The organism is Micromonospora sp. NPDC049044 (assembly GCF_040649215.1).
GTDB lineage: Bacteria > Actinomycetota > Actinomycetes > Mycobacteriales > Micromonosporaceae > Micromonospora.
Genome location: NZ_JBEZFA010000013.1, coordinates 118,391 through 140,808, shown reverse-complemented (window position 1 = coordinate 140,808; position 22,418 = coordinate 118,391). Strand labels below are relative to the sequence as shown.

28 protein-coding genes are annotated in these 22,418 nt (G+C 71.4%); 14 read left to right on the top strand and 14 right to left on the bottom strand.

Annotated elements, in window-relative coordinates:
* Positions 1 to 6: 6 nt before the first annotated feature.
* Positions 7 to 1,350, bottom strand: coding sequence for an ABC transporter substrate-binding protein (locus tag AB0B85_RS14015; protein WP_357407038.1), 1,344 nt, complete (start codon positions 1,348 to 1,350; stop codon positions 7 to 9).
* Between the two features lie 250 nt (positions 1,351 to 1,600).
* Between AB0B85_RS14015 and AB0B85_RS14010 the strand changes: the two genes are divergently transcribed.
* Entirely contained in the window at positions 1,601 to 2,374 is a 774-nt protein-coding gene (locus AB0B85_RS14010) for a peptidoglycan DD-metalloendopeptidase family protein (protein ID WP_357407036.1), read from the top strand.
* 51 nt (positions 2,375 to 2,425) lie between these two features.
* Here AB0B85_RS14010 and AB0B85_RS14005 read toward each other — a convergent pair whose 3' ends face one another.
* The 5 genes from AB0B85_RS14005 to AB0B85_RS13985 all read right to left on the bottom strand — a co-directional run bounded on the left by AB0B85_RS14005 (position 2,426) and on the right by AB0B85_RS13985 (position 4,919).
* Positions 2,426 to 2,920: a TspO/MBR family protein gene (locus AB0B85_RS14005; RefSeq protein WP_357407034.1), complete on the bottom strand. Its 495-nt coding sequence runs from the start codon at positions 2,918 to 2,920 to the stop codon at positions 2,426 to 2,428.
* A 221-nt stretch (positions 2,921 to 3,141) separates the two neighbouring features.
* The gene (locus AB0B85_RS14000; protein WP_007464364.1) at positions 3,142 to 3,285 is read right to left on the bottom strand and encodes a GPGG-motif small membrane protein; all 144 of its coding nucleotides are present in this window, start codon (positions 3,283 to 3,285) and stop codon (positions 3,142 to 3,144) included.
* Positions 3,276 to 4,052, bottom strand: a complete 777-nt coding sequence (locus tag AB0B85_RS13995; RefSeq protein ID WP_357407032.1) for a metallophosphoesterase — start codon at positions 4,050 to 4,052, stop codon at positions 3,276 to 3,278. Before AB0B85_RS13995 ends, AB0B85_RS14000 begins: the two co-directional genes overlap by 10 nt.
* A 10-nt stretch (positions 4,053 to 4,062) precedes the next feature.
* On the bottom strand, positions 4,063 to 4,338 hold the full coding sequence (locus AB0B85_RS13990) for a hypothetical protein (protein ID WP_357407030.1): 276 nt from the start codon (positions 4,336 to 4,338) through the stop codon (positions 4,063 to 4,065).
* Positions 4,335 to 4,919, bottom strand: coding sequence for a nucleotidyltransferase (locus AB0B85_RS13985; protein ID WP_357407028.1), 585 nt, complete (start codon positions 4,917 to 4,919; stop codon positions 4,335 to 4,337). The genes AB0B85_RS13990 and AB0B85_RS13985 overlap by 4 nt, the downstream gene beginning before the upstream one ends.
* Before the next feature lie 161 nt (positions 4,920 to 5,080).
* Here AB0B85_RS13985 and AB0B85_RS13980 point away from each other — a divergent pair, with 161 nt between their 5' ends.
* Positions 5,081 to 5,770: a dTMP kinase gene (locus tag AB0B85_RS13980; RefSeq protein ID WP_357407026.1), complete on the top strand. Its 690-nt coding sequence runs from the start codon at positions 5,081 to 5,083 to the stop codon at positions 5,768 to 5,770.
* Here the strand turns inward: AB0B85_RS13980 and AB0B85_RS13975 are convergent.
* Positions 5,755 to 6,447, bottom strand: a complete 693-nt coding sequence (locus AB0B85_RS13975; RefSeq protein ID WP_357407024.1) for an SDR family NAD(P)-dependent oxidoreductase — start codon at positions 6,445 to 6,447, stop codon at positions 5,755 to 5,757. The genes AB0B85_RS13980 and AB0B85_RS13975 overlap by 16 nt on opposite strands.
* A 105-nt stretch (positions 6,448 to 6,552) precedes the next feature.
* Between AB0B85_RS13975 and AB0B85_RS13970 the strand changes: the two genes are divergently transcribed.
* The 4 genes from AB0B85_RS13970 to AB0B85_RS13955 all read left to right on the top strand — a co-directional run bounded on the left by AB0B85_RS13970 (position 6,553) and on the right by AB0B85_RS13955 (position 10,878).
* A complete protein-coding gene (locus AB0B85_RS13970) occupies positions 6,553 to 7,569 on the top strand; it encodes an NAD-dependent epimerase/dehydratase family protein (protein ID WP_357407022.1) in 1,017 nt (338 codons plus the stop codon).
* A gap of 75 nt (positions 7,570 to 7,644) precedes the next feature.
* Positions 7,645 to 8,559, top strand: a complete 915-nt coding sequence (locus AB0B85_RS13965) for a MurR/RpiR family transcriptional regulator (protein ID WP_357407021.1) — start codon at positions 7,645 to 7,647, stop codon at positions 8,557 to 8,559.
* Positions 8,556 to 9,512 carry an N-acetylmuramic acid 6-phosphate etherase gene (gene murQ, locus AB0B85_RS13960; protein WP_357407019.1) on the top strand — a complete coding sequence of 319 codons (957 nt, stop codon included), beginning with the start codon at positions 8,556 to 8,558 and terminating at the stop codon, positions 9,510 to 9,512. The genes AB0B85_RS13965 and murQ overlap by 4 nt, the downstream gene beginning before the upstream one ends.
* A 376-nt stretch (positions 9,513 to 9,888) precedes the next feature.
* On the top strand, positions 9,889 to 10,878 hold the full coding sequence (locus AB0B85_RS13955) for a sigma-70 family RNA polymerase sigma factor (protein WP_357407017.1): 990 nt from the start codon (positions 9,889 to 9,891) through the stop codon (positions 10,876 to 10,878).
* A gap of 72 nt (positions 10,879 to 10,950) precedes the next feature.
* On the opposite strand, the gene AB0B85_RS13950 is transcribed toward AB0B85_RS13955, so the two are convergent.
* Positions 10,951 to 11,928, bottom strand: a complete 978-nt coding sequence (locus tag AB0B85_RS13950) for an NlpC/P60 family protein (RefSeq protein WP_357407015.1) — start codon at positions 11,926 to 11,928, stop codon at positions 10,951 to 10,953.
* Positions 11,929 to 12,502: 574 nt separating this feature from the next.
* Here AB0B85_RS13950 and AB0B85_RS13945 point away from each other — a divergent pair.
* Positions 12,503 to 12,937 (top strand): DUF6232 family protein, encoded by a 435-nt coding sequence (locus AB0B85_RS13945; RefSeq protein ID WP_357407013.1) that lies wholly within the window; start codon positions 12,503 to 12,505, stop codon positions 12,935 to 12,937.
* 49 nt (positions 12,938 to 12,986) lie between these two features.
* Here AB0B85_RS13945 and AB0B85_RS13940 read toward each other — a convergent pair whose 3' ends face one another.
* Together AB0B85_RS13940 and AB0B85_RS13935 are read right to left on the bottom strand one after the other, a co-directional pair.
* Positions 12,987 to 13,316 (bottom strand): DUF3817 domain-containing protein, encoded by a 330-nt coding sequence (locus AB0B85_RS13940; RefSeq protein WP_357407011.1) that lies wholly within the window; start codon positions 13,314 to 13,316, stop codon positions 12,987 to 12,989.
* Between the two features lie 25 nt (positions 13,317 to 13,341).
* On the bottom strand, positions 13,342 to 13,767 hold the full coding sequence (locus tag AB0B85_RS13935) for a hypothetical protein (RefSeq protein ID WP_357407009.1): 426 nt from the start codon (positions 13,765 to 13,767) through the stop codon (positions 13,342 to 13,344).
* Positions 13,768 to 13,898: 131 nt separating this feature from the next.
* On the opposite strand from AB0B85_RS13935, the gene AB0B85_RS13930 reads away from it, so the two are divergent.
* Genes AB0B85_RS13930 through AB0B85_RS13920 form a run of 3 tightly spaced genes read left to right on the top strand, consistent with a single transcriptional unit; the run spans position 13,899 to position 15,162 of the window.
* Complete coding sequence (locus AB0B85_RS13930; RefSeq protein ID WP_357407007.1) at positions 13,899 to 14,234, top strand: DUF6158 family protein; 336 nt, start codon at positions 13,899 to 13,901, stop codon at positions 14,232 to 14,234.
* Positions 14,234 to 14,566, top strand: a complete 333-nt coding sequence (locus AB0B85_RS13925; protein WP_357407005.1) for a hypothetical protein — start codon at positions 14,234 to 14,236, stop codon at positions 14,564 to 14,566. Before AB0B85_RS13930 ends, AB0B85_RS13925 begins: the two co-directional genes overlap by 1 nt.
* Positions 14,567 to 14,619: 53 nt before the next feature.
* Positions 14,620 to 15,162, top strand: a complete 543-nt coding sequence (locus AB0B85_RS13920; RefSeq protein ID WP_357407003.1) for a DUF1360 domain-containing protein — start codon at positions 14,620 to 14,622, stop codon at positions 15,160 to 15,162.
* Positions 15,163 to 15,216: 54 nt separating this feature from the next.
* Here AB0B85_RS13920 and AB0B85_RS13915 read toward each other — a convergent pair whose 3' ends face one another.
* The 3 genes from AB0B85_RS13915 to AB0B85_RS13905 form a co-directional block, all read right to left on the bottom strand.
* Complete coding sequence (locus AB0B85_RS13915) at positions 15,217 to 15,411, bottom strand: hypothetical protein (RefSeq protein ID WP_357407001.1); 195 nt, start codon at positions 15,409 to 15,411, stop codon at positions 15,217 to 15,219.
* A 56-nt stretch (positions 15,412 to 15,467) separates the two neighbouring features.
* Entirely contained in the window at positions 15,468 to 15,701 is a 234-nt protein-coding gene (locus AB0B85_RS13910; protein ID WP_357407111.1) for a hypothetical protein, read from the bottom strand.
* Between the two features lie 281 nt (positions 15,702 to 15,982).
* On the bottom strand, positions 15,983 to 17,077 hold the full coding sequence (locus tag AB0B85_RS13905) for a 3-deoxy-7-phosphoheptulonate synthase (RefSeq protein WP_357406999.1): 1,095 nt from the start codon (positions 17,075 to 17,077) through the stop codon (positions 15,983 to 15,985).
* Between the two features lie 274 nt (positions 17,078 to 17,351).
* Between AB0B85_RS13905 and AB0B85_RS13900 the strand changes: the two genes are divergently transcribed.
* Positions 17,352 to 17,570, top strand: a complete 219-nt coding sequence (locus tag AB0B85_RS13900) for a hypothetical protein (RefSeq protein ID WP_357406997.1) — start codon at positions 17,352 to 17,354, stop codon at positions 17,568 to 17,570.
* On the opposite strand, the gene AB0B85_RS13895 is transcribed toward AB0B85_RS13900, so the two are convergent.
* Positions 17,537 to 18,274 carry a phosphodiesterase gene (locus AB0B85_RS13895; RefSeq protein ID WP_357406995.1) on the bottom strand — a complete coding sequence of 246 codons (738 nt, stop codon included), beginning with the start codon at positions 18,272 to 18,274 and terminating at the stop codon, positions 17,537 to 17,539. The genes AB0B85_RS13900 and AB0B85_RS13895 overlap by 34 nt on opposite strands.
* Before the next feature lie 100 nt (positions 18,275 to 18,374).
* Here AB0B85_RS13895 and AB0B85_RS13890 point away from each other — a divergent pair, with 100 nt between their 5' ends.
* The 3 genes from AB0B85_RS13890 to AB0B85_RS13880 all read left to right on the top strand — a co-directional run bounded on the left by AB0B85_RS13890 (position 18,375) and on the right by AB0B85_RS13880 (position 22,320).
* Positions 18,375 to 19,664 carry a pitrilysin family protein gene (locus AB0B85_RS13890; protein ID WP_357406993.1) on the top strand — a complete coding sequence of 430 codons (1,290 nt, stop codon included), beginning with the start codon at positions 18,375 to 18,377 and terminating at the stop codon, positions 19,662 to 19,664.
* On the top strand, positions 19,661 to 20,998 hold the full coding sequence (locus tag AB0B85_RS13885; protein ID WP_357406991.1) for a pitrilysin family protein: 1,338 nt from the start codon (positions 19,661 to 19,663) through the stop codon (positions 20,996 to 20,998). The genes AB0B85_RS13890 and AB0B85_RS13885 overlap by 4 nt, the downstream gene beginning before the upstream one ends.
* Before the next feature lie 296 nt (positions 20,999 to 21,294).
* Positions 21,295 to 22,320, top strand: a complete 1,026-nt coding sequence (locus tag AB0B85_RS13880; protein ID WP_357406989.1) for an aspartate-semialdehyde dehydrogenase — start codon at positions 21,295 to 21,297, stop codon at positions 22,318 to 22,320.
* Positions 22,321 to 22,418: the final 98 nt, after the last annotated feature.

The following is a 22,418-nucleotide window of genomic DNA, read 5'->3' as shown; positions in this document are numbered from 1 at the left end:
TTCAGATCACTTCCAGCTGCTCTCGATGCCCTGGAGCACCGTCGCGGTGTCCTTGCCGTTGATCCACTCGACCATGCCCTTCCAGAACGTTCCCGCGCCGACAGCGGCCGGCATCAGGTCGGATCCGTCGAAGCGGAAGGTGCCGGTCTTGTCCTGCAGGATCTGGACGGAGAGCTTGTCGATCGGGCTGGCCACGTTGGCGATGTCCAGCTTGTTGTTCGCCGTGACCCAGTTGCCGAGCTTCGCCCGGCTGTTCACGTACTCGGCGGAGGCGAGGTAGGTCTGCACCGCCTGGACCTCGGGACGGTCGGCGTAGCCGACGACGAACTCGCCCGCGCCCAGCACCGGCTTGCCCTTGGCCGGGTCGATGGCCGGGAAGTAGAAGGCGAACGCGTCGCCGTCCGCGGCCACGTTGGTGCCCTTGGGGAACTGGTTGGCGTAGAAGGACGCCTGTCGGTGCATCGCGCACTTGCCGGTGGTGACGGGCAGGCCGGCCTCACCGAAAGCGGTGGTGCCGATGCTCTTCACCCCACCGAAGCCGCCGTTCATGTACTTCTCGTTCTTGAGGATGGTGCCGGCGCGGTTGACCGCGTCGATGATCTTCGGGTCGTTGAACGGGATGGCGTGGGTCGTCCACTGGTCGTAGACCTCGGGACCTTGGGTCCGCAGGATCACGTCCTCGATCCAGTCGGTGGCCGGCCAACCGGTGGCGTCACCGGACTCGATGCCCGCGCACCACGGCTTCATGCCGCTGGCGGCGATCTTGTCGCTCAGGGCGATGAGCTGGTCCCAGGTGGTCGGAACCTCCCAGCCCTTCTCCTTGAACGTCTTCGGGGAGTACCAGACGAAGGACTTCACGTTGGCGCCGAGCGGCACGCCGTAGAGGGTGCCGTTGACGGTGCCGTACTTCAGCCAGTCGGCGGGCATGTTCTGCTCGGCGAGGGCCTTGGTGTCGGCGCCGAGGGACTTCAGCTTGCCGGCGTCGGCGAACCGCTTGACCAGACCTGGCTGGGGCACGAAGGCCAGGTCGGGCGCGTTGCCGCCGTCGACCCGGACGGGGAGCTGCGCCTCGAACTCGGCGTTGCCCTCGTAGTCGATCTCGATGCCGGTGCAGTCCTCGAACGTCTTCCAGGAGTTCCTGAGCAGGTCGGCCTCGGCGTCACGGATGGACGCGTAGATGGAGACCTTCTTGCCGTCGTGGCCCTCGTACTTGTCGTACGCGGCGCACTCCGCGGAACCTGCCTTGTCGCTCTTCTTGTCATTGCCGGTACCGCAGGCGGTGGCGCTGAGCGCCAGCCCGAGTACGCCGGCGATCACGAAGGCCTGGCGTGGTCTGGTGAAGACCGCCATGCCGTCCTCCTTCCTAGCCGGCGCGGTCGTGCTGGTGACCCGTCGCCGGTCCGATTGGGCGTGCACACATGTAAGCGCTTGCATCCGATCCGGTCCACCCCCAGTCAGACACGAGCGAGTAACAATCCGGAAACCTGCGGGCTGCCTGGTGAGCGCCTTGTCGAGGCGAAACTCCGACTCTTTCGAAGACTGACGATATCTGTCAGGCTAGGCGCACCGGATCGAAGGTTTTCGACATAGGAGGAGCTGTATGCGAAAGCGGTGGATCAGCCTGCTGGTGACGGGTCTCTTGGTCGGGGGCGCGCTGGCACCGGCGAGCCCGGCGCTTGCCGCGCCGACCTTCCGGGTGCCGTTCCCGTGCGGGCAGACCTGGTCCGGACAGACCCGGTCGGACCACAGCCCGGCGTACGCCGTCGACTTCAACCGCACCGACGACCAGGGCGACCCGGTGGTGGCCAGCGCCCCCGGCACCGTCGACCGGGTGACCGACCTCGGCGGCACCAGCTACGGCAAGTACGTCCGAATCAACCACGGGGGCGGATACAGCACGTACTACGCCCACCTCAGCGGCTTCAACGTCTCGGTCGGGCAGACGGTCGGCTACGGCAAGGTGATCGGCTGGGTCGGCAGCACCGGCGGCTCGACCGGCCCCCACCTGCACTACGAGCAGCGCCTCAACGGCGCCGACATCCAGGTCCGCTTCAACGGCACCCTCGCGCTCTACTGGGGCACCAAGAGCTACACCAGTGGCAACGGGTGCTCCTCGGGCAGCGGCAACGCCACCGTCGACACCAGCGGCACCCCGCTGACCGTCCGCTCCGGCCCCGGCACCGGGTACGCCTCGGTGGGCACCGTCGCCGACGGCACCCGGGTGACCATCGCCTGCCAGACCAGCGGCACCACTGTCACCGGCACCTTCGGCACCAGCTCGATCTGGGACCGGATCGGCTCCGGCCGCTTCATCGCCGACGCGTACGTGTACACCGGGTACGACGGTTACATCCCCGGCGTGCCCCGCTGCTGACCCGGCAACGGCCACGGTCCCCGGCGGCCACCGCCGCCGGGGTCCGGTGGGTCAGTTGTTCAGCTGCCAGATCGACAGGTTCAGCGCGGCGGCGAAGGTGACCCAGGCCCAGTACGGCAGCAACAGCGCCGCCGCCACCCGGGACACCCGGGCGAACAGCACCACGGTGAGGCCGATCGCCAGCCACATCAGCACGATCTCGGCGAACGCCAGCCCGTACCTCCCCGCGCCGAAGAAGAGCGGGGTCCAGATCGCGTTGAGCACCAGTTGGGCGGTCCACGCCCAGAGCGCTGCCGAGAAGCCGACCCGCCGCCACACCAGCCAGCCGGCCACGGCGATCAACGCGTAGAGCAGCGACCAGACCGGGCCGAAGAGCCAGGAGGGCGGTGCCCAGTCGGGCTGCCGCAGGCTCGCGTACTCGTCGGTGGTGCCCTGCACCCCCAACCCGCCGATGGCGGCCGCGACGAAGACGGCCGCGGCGAAGCCCAGGAGAGCCCACCACCGCCGCCGGCCGGAGGTCCTCGACGCGTGCTGAGTCATCTCCATGGTCGAGATGATTTCCGGCACGCGTCAGCTCAAACCGCCAGCGGCGAAGCTGCGCCACCGGGCCGCGACGATGCGTCAGCGGCCGGACCCGGGCCGGGACGAGCGGCGCGAGCGCCCACAGAAAAGCGCCGGGATCGCCCCGGCCGGTGCTCCTGTCGGGAGGACGGAGCTCCGGTCGCGGCGACCCCGGCGGGTCCCGGTGTTACGTAGTGCGAACGTCGTCAATTGAAGATGCTGACACCACCAGGGCCGACCAACAGCCCGACAACGATGAGGACGATGCCCCACAGGATCTGCCGGCGGAACAGCGCGAGGATGCCGGCGACCACGAGTACGACTGCGAGAATCCAAAGAATCAGCTCCATGACCTCTGAATACCCGACGTGCCGAGCGGGGAAACCTGGTCGGTATCAAGTTGATCGCCCACGTGGAAGACGCTGTACGCCTGCTTGATCACCGGGTGCGCGACGTTGCGTACGCGGACCCCACCGGGGGTCGTGCCGCGCTCGGTGCCGGCGTGCGCGTGCCCGTGCAGGGCCAGCGCCGTGGGTGCCGAGTCGATCGCCTGTCCCAGCTGGTACGAGCCGAGGAACGGGTAGATCTCCAGCGGTTCGCCGACCAGGGTGTCCGGCACCGGCGCGTAGTGGGTGAGGGCGACGAGCATGTCGCAGTCCAGCGAGCGCAGCGCGGCGCCGAGGCGGTCCGCGCTCTCGGTGGTGGTCCGCACGAAGGCCTTCATCTCCGGCTCGCCGAAGTCGCTCGCACACCGCCCGGCGAACCCACCACCGAAGCCCTTGACCCCGGCGATGCCGAGTCGGCCGCCCGCGCAGTCCAACACCACCCCGTTGCCCTCCAGCACTGTGATGCCGGCGTCCTCGAGCACCTTGACCACCTGCGGCACCTGGTCACACTGGTGGTCGTGGTTGCCCAGCACTGTCACCACCGGCACTGCCAACCCGCCGAACTCCTCCGCCACGCAGCGCGCCTCGGCCTCGGTGCCGTGCCGGGTCAGGTCCCCGGCCAGCAGCAGCACGTCGGCGCACTCCGGCAGTTCTTCCAACGCCGGTCGGAACCGTCCGACCACGTCCTCGTCCAGATGCACGTCACCCACCGCGGCGATCCGGATCACCATGGAACCTCCCTCAGGGCAGTTGCTCGATCTCCGTGGGCGCCTGGGTGCGAATCACCCCGATGTCGTCGGCAATCGGTACGTCAGGAAAGCGCTCGGACACCCGGCGCAGGATCTCCGCCCGCCGGTGCGGGCTCTCCACCTCGCCCTGGAGCACGAGGGCGCGTTCCCGTCGGACCACGGTGATCCCCTGTTCGGCGACGGCGGGGTCCTCGGCGAGCAGCCGCTGGATCTCCGCTTCGACGTACTCGTCCGGTGGGCCGGTGTCGATGTCGCGATGATGGGTCACGATGTCCCCTCTCCTGGCTGGGTGCCGACCGCCGGCACCACCTCCAGCCGGTCCAGCAGCACCAGGAACGCCTCGGCGTACGGCGAGTGCTGCGTCTCCTTGCGTACCCTTTCCCAGTCGATCTGCTCCCGCAGCGACCGGGCCAGCGGCAGGCCGCGGGCGAAGTCGCAGTAGTGCTGGGAGAAGCTGAGCAGCTTGTGCACCATCAGCTGGGTGGCGGACAGCACCGGCATGTGAATCGCGTCCACCGGCCGGATGACAGTGTCGGCGAACGTCTCCTCGGTCACCGGCGTCTCGATCGGGCGGTGGATGAGGTCCACCATCCGGCCGTCGTCGAAGACCTTGACCAGCCAGTCCTCCGGCGGTCGCTGAGCGACGAAGCCGGCGTCCACCAGGGCAGCCAGGGCCTGTTCCACGTCGGCCTCCCGGATCAGGAAGTCGACGTCGTGCTCGCTGGAGTGGCCCCCGTGGGCGTAGACGGCGAAGCTGCCGCCCAGGGCGAACGGGATCTCGGACTGCTTGAGCACGGCGGCGACCTTCTTCAGGGTGTGCACCAGACTCTCGTCCCCGCGCTCAGCCATCTGGATCTCCCGTCGTGTTGGTGGACCGGCGGTTGGGTTTCAGACTCCCGTACCCGGCATTCCGGTCGGCCACACCTGCGCGGGGCGCGGTCGGGCGTCAACAGGGACTAAGCGGTGCAAACCACGCGGAGTGGGTGCGCGGGTCGGATAATCTGTGGAGGGTGGCCAGATCATCGGGGACGCGACGCGGCAGGGCCCGGTTGCGCACCGTCGCCCTGATCGGCATCGACGGCTCGGGCAAGACCACTCAGGCACACCGCCTGGCCGACGCGCTGACGGCCGCCGGTCGCCCCGCCACCTACCGCCGCAACGCCAGCGGACGCCGTTGGCTCGGCCGGCTCGCCCACCGGCTCGGACGGCCGGACGCGCAGCGGCTCGTCGGGCGCGACGGCGTGCTGGCTGTGGAGTCAGTGCTGCGCTGGCTCGCCATCGCCGTAGCCCTGCTCACCAGCCTGGTCACCGGCCGGACGGCGGTGATGGACCGCTACTCGGCCTGCCAGTACGCGAGCATCCGCGCGCATGGCGGGCACCGCTGGGAGCGGCTGGCCCGGGCCGGCTACCGACTGTTCCCGACCCCGCAGGTGACCTTCCTGCTCACTGTCGACCCGGCCGAGGCGTACCGGCGCATCGAGAAGCGCGGCACCGACCACGAGACCATGGGCTGGCTGACCGCGGCGGACACCGCCTACCGGGCCCTGCCCGAATACCCGAGCTTCGTCGTGGTGGACGCGGGCCGGCCGGCCGAGGAGGTGACCGAGCAGATCCAGGCGCACCTGGGCACCTGGCTGCCGGCGTCCCCCGGGCCGGCGGACGGTGACGGCGACCCGTTGGTGGCTCAGGCCCGCCCGTAGACCGGCACTGTGGCGCCGCTGGTCGGCGCGGAGTCGGCCGAGGCGAGGAACCGGATCACCGACGCGATCTCGGCCGGGGCCACCCAGCGGGAGTGGTCGGCGTCGGGCTGGGCGGCCCGATTCGCCGGGGTGTCGATGACGCTCGGCAGCACGGTGTTGCAGCGCACGTTGCGGGACCGGTACTCCACAGCGATCGTGTTGGCGAGGGCGAGCACCGCCGCCTTGGCCGTCACGTAGCCGGCGGCGCCGGGAAACGGGGCGAGCGCCGCGCGGGCCGCGACGCAGACCACCGCGCCGCCGCCGGCCGCCACCAGGTGGGGCAACGCGGCCTGGGTGACCAGGTAGGTGGGGCGCAGGTTGACGGTGAGCATCCGCTCGAAATCCGCAACCGGCGTCTCGTGCACCAGGCCGCCGCTGGCGTACCCACCGGCCAGGTTGACCACCGCCCGCAGCGGCGCGGCCGCCGTGTCGGCAGCGGCCTCGACCGCCCGGGCGGCCCCCGCCGGGTCGCTGAGGTCCGCGACCAGTCGGACCAGGTCGTCCGCCGCCGGGCCCGAGTCGGGCCGGGCGGTCCGCTCCGGTACGACCACCCGCCAACCCGCCTCGGCGAACGCGGCCACCACCGCCCCGCCGAGCCCGCCGCCGCCTCCGGTGACCAACACGCTGCGCTCCGCCATACGCTGCACGCTAGTCCCCGCCCCGGACGTCATCCTGCGCGGTCCATCGTCTGCCCACAGCAGACGGGCTGGGCAAACGGCCCGGGGGTAGCGCAGCATCACTGGATGCGCATCCTCGTTCTCGGTGGTACCCGCTTCCTCGGCCGGGCGGTGGCTCGACTCGCCGCCGCGCAGGGGCACGACGTGACCTGTGCGGCCCGGGGGGTGTCCGGCTCGGTGCCGAGCGGGGTCCGGTTCGTGCCGGTGGACCGGGACGACCCCGGGGCGCTGGAGCCGCTCGCCGACGTCGGGTTCGACGCCGTGGTCGACGTGACCAGTCAGATCAGTCACGCCCGGCACGCGCTCGCCGCGCTCGCCGACCGGGTCGGCCACTGGTCCTTCGTGTCGACGATCTCGGTGTACGCGGACAACACCACAGCGGGTCAGACCGCGTCGGATGCACCGCTGCTGGCGCCGGCCCCACCGGAGGTGGACGGTCCGGTCGGCGCGGACCATCGCTGGTACGGCGAGTGCAAGGTGAGCATCGAGCGGTTGGTTCGGGAGCGGATGGGGGTGGACCGCTCGTTCATCTGCCGGGCCGGGCTGATCGTCGGCGCGGAGGATCCGAGCGATCGTTTTCCGTACTGGGTGCGGCGGCTGTCGACAGGTGGCGAGGTGCTCGCGCCGGGCCGGCCGACCGACCGGGTGCAGTTCGTGGACGTGGCCGATCTGGCTGCCTGGCTCCTGCACGCCGCCGGCACCGGCCTCGCCGGCACGTACGATGGCACCGGGCTGGCGATGCCCCGCGCCGAGCTGCTGCACGGGGTGGCCGCCGGGCTGGGTGTCGCCGATCCGGCCCTCGTCTGGGTGGACCAGGAGTTCCTGCTGGACCACGACGTGCGGGAGTGGACGGGGGAGCGGGCCCTGCCGCTCTGGGTGCGGTTGCCGGAGTTCGCTGGCCTGATGGACCGGGACGCGGGACCGGCTCTGGCCGCCGGGCTGGCGGTCCGTCCACTTTCCGACACTGTTCGGGCGACCGCGGCCTGGATGACAGCGGACCCGGCCGCCGTCCGGCAGGGGGGACTGGACCCGGCGGATGAGGCGGCGGTGCTGCGGGAGTGGCAGGCTGTGCGGGACCGGTGATTCGGGCGTCGGCCGTTTGCCCCGTTTCGGCCGGTCGTAGTTGACGCTCACGCCAGGTGAAAGTAAGTTTCATCCGTGGCGAAGAGTCCGAAGATTTCTGCGAGTCAGGAGCCCGGTGGGCTGATCGTCCACATCAGCGGGCTGTTGCCGTCGCTGTCGCCCGCCGAGCAGCGGGTAGCCCGGCTGGTCGTCTCCGACCCGGCCGCCGCGGCCCGGCGGACCATCACCGACCTCGCCACCGCGGCGGAGACCTCGGAAGCGACAGTCATCCGGTTCTGCCGTTCGGTCGGCATGGACGGTTATCCGCAGCTGCGGATCCGGCTCGCCGCCGAGGCCGCCCGCCGGATCGAGCCACCGGACGCCCGGGTGGTCGGTGGCGACATCCCGCCCGGTGCCGACCTCGCCCAGATCATCGCCACCATCGCGTTCAACGACGCCCGCGCGGTCGAGGAGACTGCCGAGCAGCTCGACCCCGCCGTCTGTGAGCAGGTGGTCGAGGCGATCAACAGCGCCGCCCGGATCGACATCTACGGCGCCGGTGCCAGTGGGTTCGTGGCCTCGGACTTCCAGCAGAAGCTGCACCGCATCGGCCGGATCGCCTTCTACTTTCCGGACGTGCACACCGCGCTCACCTCGGCCGCCCTGCTCGGCCGCGGCGACGTGGCGATCGGCATCTCGCACAGCGGCACGACCTCCGATGTGATCGAGGTGCTGGAGCAGGCCCGTACGCGAGGTGCCGTCACCGTGGCGCTCACCAACTTCCCGCGCTCGCCGATCACCGAAGTGGCGGACTTCGTGTTGACGACGGCGGCGCGGGAGACCACCTACCGCTCCGGTGCCACGGCCAGCCGGCTGGCCCAGCTCACCGTTGTCGACTGCCTCTTCGTCGGGGTGGCCGCCCGCAACCGGGCGCGGGCCCGCAAGGCCCTGGAGTCGACCGCCGAGGCGGTCCAGTCGCACCGGGTGGGTGCCAACCGGAGGCGGCCATGACGGCCGGTGCGCTGGCCCCCGACGAAGACCTGCCGGCGCGGCACGCCCGACCGACAGTCCGGGTGGGCGCACCCACCGAACGGCGCAACCCGCTGAGCGTCGACCTGGACCTGATGTCGACCCGGGACGTGCTCACGGTGATCAACGAGGCGGATCGGCGGGTGCCGGCGGCGGTCGCCGCGGTGCTCGACGAGATCGCCGCCACCGTCGACCTGGCGGTCGAGGCGCTGCGCGGTGGCCACCGGGTGCACTACTTCGGGGCCGGCACCTCCGGCCGGCTCGGTGTCCTGGACGCGGCCGAGCTCGCCCCCACCTTCAACTCGCCCCGGCACTGGTTCTGTGCCCACCTCGCCGGCGGCCCGGACGCCATGTGGCGGGCCGTGGAGGACGCCGAGGACGACGAGCGGGGCGGCGCGGTCGAGGCGGCCAGTTGTGTGCGCACCGGTGACCTGGTGGTGGGTCTGGCGGCGAGCGGACGCACCCCGTACGTGCTCGGGGCGCTCGCCGCGGGCCGCGCCAAGGGCACCTCGACGGTGCTGCTCTGCGCCAATCCGGAGGCGGAGGCCGCCCGGTCGGTGGACGTGTTCATCGGGGTGGACACCGGACCCGAGGTGGTCACCGGGTCGACCCGGATGAAGGCGGGCACGGCGCAGAAGTTGGTGCTCAACACGTTCTCCACCGCCGTCATGGTGCGCCTGGGCCGGGTCTACTCGAACCTCATGATCGATATGGTGGCCACCAACGCGAAGCTCCGCGGTCGAATGATCTCAATTCTGATCGAGGCCACCGGCTGCTCGGAGGAGGTTTCCCGGCGGGCGCTCGCCGAGGCCGACGGTGACCTGAAGACGGCGCTCGTCGCCCTGGTCTCCGGTGCCGAGGTGGACGCCGCCCGGGCCGCGCTGGCCCGCTCCGCCGACCAGGTACGCGGGGCCCTCGCCCTGCTCGCCCCCTAGGCTCCCGCGCCCCGGGAAGCGAACGGGGCTTCGGATTGTTCATCTGGCCGGGGGGTAATACACCCCCGAGGATGAACCGGCCGGTCCTTCGCCGCGTATCTGGCAGTGACCAGGATCGCAGCGTGGTGGTGACCCGGGTCGCTGTGCCCCCACGGCGGGTGGTGTTGCCATGGTGCGGTAACCCGTGCGTGGTGCCCAGCGGCGAGCCATCCGACGGGGTGCTGACAGCAAACGTGGACCGTGCTCTCAGCTACTACTCAGGCATTCGTGACACTTTCGACTCACCACACGGAATCCCCGACACGTCTCATCTGTTGTGTAGGTGTCAGCACCGATGGGCACAGCAGAAGTTACCAGGGGTTGACGGACGTGGGGAATGGCAAGGAACCGGGCAACCGGCGCGAGCGAGGGGACCGTGGGCAACGTGGACAAGAACATCGGCATGCGAACCGACGAGGTTGCCGAGGAGCGCGACCTGGTCGGCGTCTACCTGCACGAGATCTCCCGGACGCCACTGCTGGACGCCGCCAAGGAGGTCGATCTCTCCAAGGCTATCGAGGCCGGCCTCTACGCCGAGCACCTGCTCGGTGAGGACGCCGTCCCCGCCGGTGCGGACCGGGCCGACCTGGAGTGGCTCGTCGTCGAGGGGGAGCGGGCGAAGGATCTCTTCATCCGCGCCAACCTCCGACTTGTCGTCTCGATCGCCCGCCGTTACGTGCGTTCGGGCATGCCCATGCTGGACCTGATCCAGGAGGGCAACACCGGCCTGGTCCGGGCGGTCGAGAAGTTCGACTACGAGCGCGGTTACAAGTTCTCCACCTACGCCACCTGGTGGATCCGTCAGGCGATCAGCCGGGCGATCGCGCAGCAGGAGCGCACCGTCCGACTGCCGGTGCACCTGGTGGAGGACGTCAACCGGATGCGCAACGTGGCCCGGCAGTTGACCCGTGAGCTGGGCGCCGACCCGGAGCCGGAGCAGATCGCGGCCTCCCTGGGCGTCACCGTCGAGCGGGTGAACGAGCTGCGCCGCTGGTCGCAGGACACCGTCTCGCTTGACACCCCGGTGGGCGACGACGGCGACACGAACCTCGGCGACCTGGTCGCCGACAGCGACGCACCGTCGCCGGAGGACATCGTCCTCAGCGGCCTGGAGCGGCAGCGCATCGAGGGGCTGCTCAACCACCTCGACGACCGGTCCGCCGGCATCATGCGGGCCCGTTACGGGCTGGAGGACGGTCGGGAGCACTCGCTCACCGAGGTCGCGTCGCGCTTCTCGCTGTCTCGCGAGCGGATCCGGCAGTTGGAGATCCAGGCCCTCGGTCGGCTGCGCGAGCTGGCCCGGGCGGAGGGGCTGCAGGCGGCCTGACCTGGTAGTAATTACGGCGAACGGCCGGCGTCCGATAGGGGGACGCCGGCCGTTCGCCGTACTTGGTCGGTGCTAGCGGACCCGGCCGTAGCCCTGGATGGACATCATGTTCATGCCTCGTTTGAGCACGTTGCGGCCGGCGCTCGGCGCGTCGATCACCTGGCCGTCGCCGACGTAGAGGGCGACGTGCCCGAGCCCGCTGTAGAAGATCAGGTCGCCTGGGCGTAGGTCGCCCCGCCCGATGTGCGCGACGGCACCCCACTGCATCCGGGTGTTGTGCGGCAGGGACTTCCCGGCCGCCCGCCAGGCCGCCGAGGTCAGCCCGGAACAGTCGTAGCCGTTCGGTCCGTCTGCTGCCCAGACGTACGGCTTGCCGATCGCGCCGAACGCGTAGCGCACCGCGGCGCCGGCGTCACCCGCCACCGCTGGCACATTCTTGGCCTCGGTCGCCGCGGCCTTCGGCGCGGGGCGCTCGGTGGCCGCCCCGTACGCCTGCCGACGCAGCTCGTACAGCTTGGCCAGGTCCTGCTCGATCTGCTTCTTACCGGCCGCGAGCTGGCGGGCCTGCGCGGCCTGCCGGGTCAGGGTGGCGTCGAGACTCGCCTTCTGGTCAAGCAGCCGCTGCTGGTCGGCGGTGAAGCCGGAGATGCGCTCCTGCCGCTGCCGGGTCAACTGGTCGAGCGTGCCCAGCCGGTCCAGCAATGCGGCGGAGCCGCCGGGACGCAAAAGGGCGTCAGCGGTCCGCAGGCCACCGTTCTTGTACGCGGTCGAGGCAAGCTCCGCCACGTCGGCCCGGCTCTGCTCGACCTGCTGCTCGAGCGGGCCGATGCGGGTCCGTAATCGGGCCACCGAGGCCTCGTTGGTCTTGATCTCCTCACGCAGCTTGTTGTACGACTCCACCACCCGTTCCAACTCGGCCGAGGACGTCTCGATCCGGCGGGTCAGGTCGGCGGGGGACGGCTCGGCGTGCGCCACCGCCGTCGGGGCGATAAGCGCTGCCGACATGCCGGCCAGCGCCACGGTACGCAGCAGGTTTCTCAGGGATGACAAGAGCGGAAGGCCCCTCTCCCACGGCCGCCGGGGCTGCTGACGCCCTCGTCGACACCGGCCGGGGTCATCCGGGCGGACGGCACTGGGCCGGACCGGCGCACCCAACCTAACCCGGGACGGATGTCGCTCGCAGTTGAAGCAGGGGCGAAAGTTGGCCGAGTGGCGGTTCGGGTCGGTGCGGCGGATGGCGCTGCTGACACCTGCCGCGCCGGGGCAGAGACCTTTTTCTGAGGCATTGACGGATATACGACTTTCGTCGTTCCGGGCGTATCCCGCCGGATCGCTGGCCGCCATAACCGAAAAAAGGCGAAATGGATGCTGTTTCTCGGCGATGTCCCGCCCGGGGTGAGCTGTCGAGAACCGGTAATTGCCCAGGTCGGCTGGCGGTGCGCAAACACAATGGGAGCTGAGGCCGGGAATCCCGTCGGTGGACAGGGCGAGCCGTCACCGCCGGTCACCTCGGCCAACCGTCCCCGCGGGAGGAACCGTGGATCGTGAAGGCGCAAGTGTGCGACCGCCGCGAACGAAGCCGGGTGGCCGGTCGACCCTGTTGTACGCGCGGCCCGGAATCATCGTGACCGTCGACCGGTTCACCGTCGGCCGCACCAGTTACCGGATTGCCGACCTGACCCATCTGCGTACCACCCGGGGCCCGCACGACCGGATCGCCGTCCGGGCCGTCATCATCACCGCCAGCATGCTCGGCGGCGTCGGACTGCTGCTCGGCTTCACCGGCGGCCTGCAACGCCTGACCGCCGGGGCGTACCTGATCCTCGGCGCGGTGTTGCTGCTGCCGGCCGCGCTCGCGGTGGTCGGCGATCGGTGGCGCCCACCGCCGCACGAGCTGTGGGGGTGGTACGGGGGAGTGGAGGTGCTGCTGTTCAGTGCCGACGACGAGCGGCAGTTCGGCCAGGTCACCCGGGCACTCTTGCGGGCCCGGGAAATGAACCGTTACGGCGGCTGGGTCGACCCGCTCGCCTCCGCCGAGCCGTGGCGGCCCACTCGGTGAGCCGACAGACGGGGGCCCGCGGCGAACGGGCGTCGGCCGGGCGGCCCGCTCAGTGGGCGACCGGCTCCGGGGTCCGGGTCTCCTGCGGCGCGGCCAGCCAGGCGCTGACCCGGCGCTCGGCGTAGAACGACACGAACGGGACGGTCCCGGCCAACATCACCAGCAACATCCGCTTCAGCGGCCAGTCGGCCCGACGGCTCAGGTCGAACGCCGCCACCAGATAGATCATGTAGAGGAACCCGTGCGCGGGCCCCACCGTCTCCACCACCACCGCGTTGTGGAACACGTACTTCATCGGCATGCCGATCACGACCAGCAGGATCAGCACGACGCCCACGATCCAGGCGATCGCGCGGTACCGGGTAAGGGCAGCGCCCACCTTCGTCCGTCCTTCCGAGCCCGGCTCAGCCGGGATAGTCGCCGGGTCGGGCGCCCGGATTGGCGCTCAACCATGACAGGTAGTGGTTGTAGGCGGCCAGGTCCGTGTCCTCGACGGCGTCGCCCCCACCGGACGGCCGGCGGGACACCCGCACCGGTCGGCGTACCGCCGGTCGGGACCCCGTGGTGAGCGCCGGCGCGGGCTCGGCGGCCGGCTCCGTCGACGGCACGTCGGTGTCGGCCGCCCGGCGACGGGCCAGCCTCACCTCACGCCACCAGACGTAGACCACGAAGCCGGCGAAGACCGGCCACTCGACCGCGTACCCCCAGCTGAGGCTGTTGCCGGCGGTGGCCCGGCTGATCTGCCACCAGCCCAGCCCGAGGAAGGCCACCACCAGCACGACCATGGCCACGTGACGTGCGATCCACGCCGGGGTCCAGAGCCGCCTCATGGCACCGAGAATACCGGGGTCGCCGCCCGTCTCCGACACCGTGTCGTAGTTGTCGCGCCGCCGGGCTGGTTTGGCGTCACCACGCCTGGGCAATCGTCTAGACGCCAGCCCAAACGAGATCAAGGGGGGCGATGATGACCGGATCGGTACGCGAGGACGACTTTGCGACCAGCGGCAGCACGGACATGAGCCCGGAGCAGCGGGTGCCCGAGTGGGGTGGCGATCACCTCGCCGACCCGGCGGGTGTTCTCGACGGCGACCTGCCCGGCGTCGACCCGACGGAGTTGAGCGACGAGGATCTGATCCGCGAGATGCACAGCCTGCACCGCACCCGCCTGGACACCCTGCGACACGCGGCGGACTCCGCGCTCGCCAACCACCTGCGGCGCACCGCGGAGCTCGAGACCGAATACCTGGCCCGTCACCCGGGCCGGGAGGTCGACCCCAACCGGCTGCGGGACTCCTGATGGCGGCGCGCGCCGTGCGCGGCATGTCCGCGCCACCCGAGGTGGTCTTCAACACGGCCACCGACCCCGACCGGGCCTCCGCCTGGCTGCCGGAACCGCTGCGCGGTGGCGGCAGCCCGGCCGCGGAGATCAGCGGTACCGAGTTGACAGCGCGGTGGGGTGGCGACGCCGACTGGTCCGCCGAGATCAGGGTGGAGTCGGCCGACTCCGGCGGGGCCCGGATCCAGCTCGACCTGGCCGACGGATCGGACGGGCCGGGCCCGGACCAGTTGGCCGACGAGGCGCTCACCAATCTGGCCCGCGAGGTCGCCGACAACCTCCAGGCCGGCTGAGTCGGCCGCGCGGGACGCCGCTCCCGCACCACCACGAGAAGTAAGGAGACCGGGTGCGCGACACTGGCCTGCGACAGAAGGCGGCGCGGTTGCGTCGCGCGTACGCGCCGCACGAACACCGGCCGCTCGGCGGCTACCTGGCGGCGATGGGCACGTACGCCGGGGTGACCGGGGCGCTCGCCGGTCTGGTCAAGGTGACCGGTCGGCCGGTGCCGGAGCGTCCCGCCCCGTCCGACGTGGTGCTGCTCTCCATCGCCACGCACAAGCTGAGTCGGCTGCTGTCCAAGGACGCGGTGACCAGTCCGCTACGGGCACCGTTCACCCGCTACGACCGTCCGATCGGCAGCGGTGAGGTGATGGAGCAGGTCCGCGACTCGGGCAGCCCGACCCGGCACGCCATCGGCGAGTTGCTGAGCTGCCCGTTCTGCCTGGCCGTCTGGGTGGCCACCGGGCTTACCGGCGGCCTGGTGCTCGCACCCCGGCTGACCCGGCTGGTGGCCACCGCGCTGACGGCGGTCGCCGCGTCCGACTTCCTCCAGATGGCGTACGCGACGGCACAGCAGGCCGCCGAGGGTGGGCACCACGACGACGACTGATCGAGTAGACGCGCAGGGGGGCCGGCAGTCGCCGGCCCCCCTGTCGTAACCACCTCAGCGCTGCATGCCGGACCAGCCGTGCGGCGACTCCGGTTCCCGTTCGTCCTCGTCCGCACCGGTGATGATGTCCCGGTCGACAGCCGTCTTGTCGTGCTCGTTGGCGAAATCCGGTTCGGGGGTGGTGTCCCTGCCCTTCGGCGGCTGACCCAGCGCCGGCATCTTCTCGTCGTGATCCTCGTGGTGACTCATGTCGGTGTCCCTTCTGCTGGCGAGATCGCCTCCGGCGATGAAGCTGGCGGGGCCGCTCACCCGATGGAGCCGCCCAGCAGGTCGCTGGCCTCGTCCACCGAGTACTCGCCCTCGGGCAGCGCGTCGATCCGGGTGAGCAGATCCGCCGGAAGCTCGGCGGCCACCGCCCGGCGGTAGATCTCGCCCTGGTCGACCCGCTCCTGCCCCCGGAAGACGTCGTCGAGCAGGTCGTCGAGGGCCTGGGTGTCCGGCTCGTCGGTCACGGATGCGTCGTCGGTCACCTCGATCAGCTACCCGGGGCGGAATCGGTCAAACGTCACCGGCGGATGGCCGCCGCCGGGCGACTGAGACTGTCCCGACCCGGGCAGACAGCGCCGCCCCCGGCCTTGTGGGCCGGGGGCGGCGCTGGTGTCGGTGTGCAGGTCGCCTCTCGGCGAGTGGCACTGCGCGGCTCCAGCCGGACGGTATTCCGCGAAGGCTATTTAGGTGAGGCCCGGGGACACTGGACACACCGACACCCCTGTCAACGAGGCTACCCCCGCCCGTGTTCCGTGCCCCGCGGTGTCGACGGTCACACCACCGCCGGCAGGGTGGCCCGGCGCGCCCGCACCGCGGTGGCCAGGTGGTCGAGCACCTCGACGGTGTCGTCCCAGCCGAGGCAGGCGTCGGTGACCGACCGGCCGTACTCCAGCTCCCGGGTCGGGTCGAGATCCTGCCGGCCGGGCAGCAGGAACGACTCCAGCATCACGCCGGTGATCCCGCGCTGGCCGGCGGCCAGTTGGGCGGCCACGTCGGCGGCCACCCGCGGCTGGTTGCGGTGATCCTTGCCGCTGTTGGCGTGACTGGCGTCGATCACCAGCCGCTCCGGCAGCTCGGCGGCGCGGAGCAGGTCGAGCGCTCCGGCAACCGAATCGGCGTCGTAGTTGGGTCGGCCACCCCCGCCGCGCAGCACCAGATGGCCGTCGGTGTTGCCCCGGGTGTGCATGATCGCGGGGGTGCCGGAGAAGTCGATGCCGGGGAACACATGCGGCACCCCGGCGGCGCGGATCGCGTCCACGGCGGTGCCGATGCTGCCGTCCGGGCGGTTCTTCATGCCGATCGGCATGGACAGACCAGAGGCGAGCTGGCGGTGCACCTGACTCTCCACGGTGCGGGCCCCGATCGCGCCCCAGGCCACCGTGTCCGCGATGTACTGCGGCGTGATCGGGTCGAGGAACTCGCAGCCCACCGGCAGACCGACCCGCAGCACGTCGAGCAGCAGCGCCCGGGCCAGCCGCAGACCGGTGTTGACGTCCCCGCTGCCGTCCAGACCCGGGTCGTTGATCAGGCCCTTCCAGCCGACGGTGGAGCGCGGCTTCTCGAAGTAGACCCGCATGACGATCAACAGGTCGTCGGCCAGCCGGTCGGCTGCCGTGCGGAGACGCCGCGCGTAGTCGAGGGCGGCGGCCGGGTCATGCACCGAGCAGGGGCCGACCACCACCAGCAGACGGTCGTCCTCGCGATCCAGCACCCGGCCCACCGCTCGGCGACCGGTCAGCACGGCCGACGCGAGCGGGGCGTCCAGGGGTAACTCGTGGTGCAGCAGGGCGGGCGTGGTCAGCGGCACGACACGGTCGATCCGCTGATCGCTTACCCGATCGGTCTCCGGGGTCGTCACGGTGGGCATCCTTCCGCCGACCGTGCCCGGGGCCGGTGCCCGGGACGAGCCGGCTGCTCGTACGCAAAAGGGCAGGAACGACAGCTCCTGCCCAGCCGGCTCGGTCCGTGGTGACGTCAGTTCATGGTGAAGTCACCGGCGTGCGAGCCGGCTGCCTAAACCATCGATAGGAACGTGTCACGGGGGCAAGCGTACCCGACCGGACGGGAACGGCCGGCCCGTCGTCCCAAGATGCGGGGCACAGCCCGCGTGCCAGGGGCGGGGTCGGGGTAACAGGGGTGCCATGACAGAACACCAGAGCGATCAGGATCGGGTGGAGTCCCGCGCCCACCACCTCCTGCCGGAGGAGGCCGCCGTGGGCAGCGACGACCCGGAGGCGCAGGCCGAGGCCATCCTCACCGAGTCGGACATCCGGGAGGCGGACCAGAACGCGGCACCCGACACGGTGCTGGAACGTCGTACCTCCGATCAGACAGTGGTCGCGGTCGAGCCGCCGGACTGAGCGGTGGCGCCCCGCGCCCGGCGGGACCCCCGGTAGGTGTGCTCCCGCAGCCAGGTCAGCGGACCTGCCGCCCGCAGTTCGGACGGCAGGTTCCGCACCGGGTCGAACGCGAGCGCGGCGTCCTGCTCGGCGCTGAGCGGGACACCGATCGCTACCTGCCCCACCGGCCGCCACGGCCCGACGGCGGACGCGACAGCGAGCACCAGGCGCGGCGTGTCCGTCCGGGTCGCGGCGGCCACCGCGGGCAGGCTGCACCCGAGGTCGACGGAGTCGGGGTCGGCCAGCGCGGCCAGCCAGATGCGGCGGCGGCCCACGCGGTAACCCACGATCGTGCTGTACGTCCCGGTGAAGCAGCGTCGGGGCAGCGGCAGGTGTCGCAGTAGCGGGGCCGCGCCGCTGGAGCTGACCAGCAGGTCGAACGGTCGGCCCGCGTCGCGGTGCAGGCGCAGCGCGACGCCCAGCACGTCCGGCCAGCCGTCGGGCGTGGGGGTTCCCTTGGACAGCCGGACGGTGGCCCGGTACCGGCCGGGATCGTCAAGCAGGCCGACCCCGGTGGGCGGTCCGGGCGTACCCCAGATCATCACCTCGCCGACGAACGAGCGACCGGCCGGATGCAGCAGCCTGCCGTGGCGCAGCCGGCCGAGCGCGGCGCTGGCCCGTTCGACGACGACGGCGGACCGGGACGGGGGCGGGGTGACTGTCATTGCCCTCCGGTACCCCGGACGGCGGTCCCGATGCCCCGGGTCGGCTCGCCGACCCACCACAGGTCACCTTTCCGCCCACGAGATCGGATAGCGTCGGGGTATGCCCGACAGCGGTTACCCCTGGCCCATCGAGACGTCCCGACTGGACAACGGCCTACGCGTGGTGGTGAGTGAGGACCGCACCGCACCCGCGGTGGCCGTCAATCTCTGGTATGACGTCGGCTCCCGGCACGAGCCGACCGGGCAGACCGGCTTCGCCCACCTCTTCGAGCACCTGATGTTCGAGGGCTCGGTGAACGTGGCGAAGACCGAGCACATGAAGTTGATCCAGGGCTCCGGCGGCTCGCTCAACGCCACCACCAACCCGGACCGGACCAACTACTTCGAGACGGTTCCGGCCGAGCACCTGGAGTTGGCGCTCTGGTTGGAGGCCGACCGGATGGGCGGGCTGGTGCCCGCGCTCACCCAGGAGACGCTCGACAACCAGCGGGACGTGGTCAAGAACGAGCGCCGGCAGCGGTACGAGAACGTTCCGTACGGCGACGCCTGGCTGCGGTTGCTGCCGCTGCTCTACCCGCCGGGACACCCGTACCACCACGCGACGATCGGCTCGATGGCCGACCTGAACGCCGCCGACCTCGCCACCTTCCAGGCGTTCCACCAGACCTACTACGCACCGAACAACGCGGTGCTCACCGTGGCCGGCGACGCCACCGCGTCCGACGTGTTCGCGCTCGCCGACAAGTATTTCGGCGCGCTGCCGGCACGCGACGACATCCCGGCCGCCCCGGACGGCCGCACCGTCGCGGCGACCGGGCAGACGGCTGTCGAGTCGGTACGCGCCGACGTGCCGGCGCCGCGGGTGTACATCGCCCACCGGACCTACCCGTTCGGCAGCCCGGAGTACCACGTGGTCACCGTGCTCGCCACAGTCCTCGGCAGTGGGCGGGGCAGCCGGCTCTACCAGCGACTCGCCGACGGTGAACGGATCGCCCAGCCGGACCTGGTCGGGGCGTACGGGGTGGATCTGGCGCACGCACCGGCGCCGCTCATCGCCACCGCCACCGCCCGCGCCGGAGTGGGCGCCGAGCGGCTGGCCGAGGGCTTGGCCGAGGTGGTCGACGAGTTGGCCACCGTGCCGGTCACCGCCGCCGAGCTGGATCGGGCCAAGGCGATGCTCAGCACCGGGTGGTGGCGTCAACTGTCCACGGTGGATGGCCGCGCGGACCTGCTCGGCCGGTACGCCACGCAGTTCGGTGACCCGGCCCGCATCGCCGACCAGTTGCCGGGTCTGCTCGCCGTCACCGCCGAGCAGATCGCCGAGGCCGCCGCCGAGGTGCTCGCCACCGACCGGGTGCTGCTGACCTACCTGCCCGAGGAGACCCCATGACGCTTATCGCCGACCGTCCCGGCCCGGGTGCCGCCCGCCCGTACCGGTTCCCGCCGGTGGTCCGTCGCACCGCGGCCGGTGGTCAGGTCGTCGCCGCGCACCTGCCGGGGCAGAACCTCGCCGTGGCCCTGTTGCTGCTCGACGTGGGCGCGGGCCAGGAGCCGGTCGGCAAGGAGGGCCTGTCCGGGGTGTTGGCCAAGGCCCTCGAAGAGGGGACCGCGCAGCGGGACGCCGCCGCGTACGCGCTCGCCGTCGAAGGGCTGGGCACCGCGTTGTCGACCGGGCTGGACTGGGACTCGTTCCAGGCCAGCGTGGTGATCCCGGTGGACCGGCTCAGCGCCGCCGTGGAGTTGCTCGCCGAAGCGGTCCGTACGCCGAGGTTGGACCCGGCCGACGTCCGCCGGGTCCGGGACGACGAGGCGACAGCGCTGCGGATGGACTGGGCCAACCCGGGCCCCCGCGCCGACGCCGCGCTGCGCGGTGACCTGTTCGGCGCCCAGCACCGTTGGGGTCGGCCGATGCACGGCGACCCGGAGTCGGTCGCCGGGCTGGACGTGGAGGACGTCACGGTCTTCCACTCCGAGTGGTTCCTGCGCCCCGGCACCCTGGTCGTCGCCGGTGACCTGGACCGGATCGACCTTGACGCACTGGCCGCCGCGGCGTTCGCCGGCACCGGTGGCGGCCCGGCCGAGCGGGGCGGGCCGATCGAGGTGCCGCTGCACGACGGGCGGCGGATCATCCTGGTGGATCGGCCCGGCTCGGTGCAGTCCACGCTGCGGCTGGGCCACCCGTCGCCGCACCGGGCGCATCCCGACCACGTGCCGATGACGCTCGCCGGCACGGTCCTCGGTGGGGCGTTCACCTCCCGCCTCAACCACCTGCTGCGCGAGGTGCACGGCTACACCTACGGCGTCCGGGGCGACTTCGCCTCGTCGCGCCGCTTCGGTCGGTTCGGGGTCAGCTCCGGCGTGCAGACCGCGGTCACCGTGCCGGCCCTGGTCGAGGCGGTGGGTGAGATCAGCCGTACCCAGGCCACCGGGGTGACCGAGGACGAGCTGGCGGTGGCCCGGTCCTGGCGGGCCGGGCAGCTCTCGGTCGAGTTGCAGAGCCCTCGGGCGATCGCGTCCGCGCTCACCACGCTTGTGGTGCACGACCTGCCGGACGACTACCACGCCCGGCTGCGCGAGTCGCTGCTGGCGGCGGACGTGGACCAGGTCTCCGCGGCGGCGGCCACCCACCTGCACCCGGACGCACTGACCCTGGTCATCGAAGGCGACGCCGCGGTCATCCGCGACGACCTGACGGCCGCAAACCTAGGCACCATCCTCCCCTGACCCCATCCCGACCCACCCCACCCGGCCCACCCCGCCCTTCGGCCGGCCCCGCCCTTCGGCCGGCCCCGCCCTTCGCCGTTGATCATGAAGTTGTTGTCACCTGCCTCGGCGTGTCGTGGCAATAACTTCATGATCAACCGGGAGGCGGGCGGGTGGGCGGGGGCGGGTGGGAGGTGGGAGGGGGAGGGCGGGGGGCGGGGTGGGAGGGGTGGGGTGGGGTTTGGGGGTGTGATGCGGGACCCGGGGGGTGGGAAACGGTTCCCGTGTTCGGGGGTGGGCTGGGTAGCCTCGCGGGCATGAGGATCGGCATTGTGGGGGCCACCGGCCAGGTCGGTGGCGTGATGCGGCAGGTGCTGGCGGAGCGGAAGTTCCCGGCGGAGCAGGTGCGGTTGTTCGCCTCGGCGCGGTCCGCCGGGCGTGCGCTGCCGTGGCGCGACGGCGAGGTGACCGTGGAGGACGCCGCGACCGCGGACTACGCCGGGCTGGACATCGTGCTCTTTTCGGCAGGTAAGGGCACGGCACGGGAGTTGGCGCCCCGGGTCGCCGAGGCCGGCGCCGTGGTGATCGACAACTCCTCGGCGTTCCGGATGGATCCCCAGGTGCCGCTCGTGGTCGCCGAGGTCAACCCCCAGGCGGCCACCGACCGCCCGAAGGGCATCATCGCCAACCCGAACTGCACCACGATGGCCGCGATGCCGGTGCTGCGCCCGCTGCACGCCGAGGCGGGGCTTGTCGGCCTTGTCGTCTCCACGTACCAGGCGGTGTCCGGTGCCGGGCTGGCCGGCGTCGCCGAGCTGGACGAGCAGGTCCGCAAGGTCGCCGAGCACGCCACCGCGCTGGCCTTCGACGGCTCGGCCGTGGAGTTCCCCGCGCCGCGCTCGTTCGCCGAGCCGATCGCCTTCAACGTCCTGCCGCTTGCCGGTTCGATAGTGGACGACGGCTCGTTCGAGACCGACGAGGAGCAGAAGCTCCGCAACGAGACCCGCAAGATCCTGGAAATTCCTGACCTGAAGGTGTCCGGGACCTGCGTCCGGGTGCCGGTCTTCACCGGGCACTCCCTTCAGATCAACGCCCGGTTCGCCCGGCCGCTCACCCCGCAGCGGGCCCACGAGCTGCTGACCGACGCGCCCGGGGTGGCACTCACCGACGTGCCGACGCCGCTGCAGGCCGCCGGCCAGGACCCGACCTACGTCGGCCGGATCCGCGCCGACGAGACCGCCGAGTACGGGCTGGCACTGTTCTGCTCCAACGACAACCTGCGCAAGGGTGCCGCCCTCAACGCGGTGCAGCTCGCCGAGCTGGTCGCCGCCGAACGTCGCTGACCGTCGCGTCACCCGAGCCCTCGCCGGTCAGCGGCGGGGGCTCGGTCGCGTTCCGGGCGGCGGTCGGCCGGGCATGCTTGGATGGACAAAGCCGACGT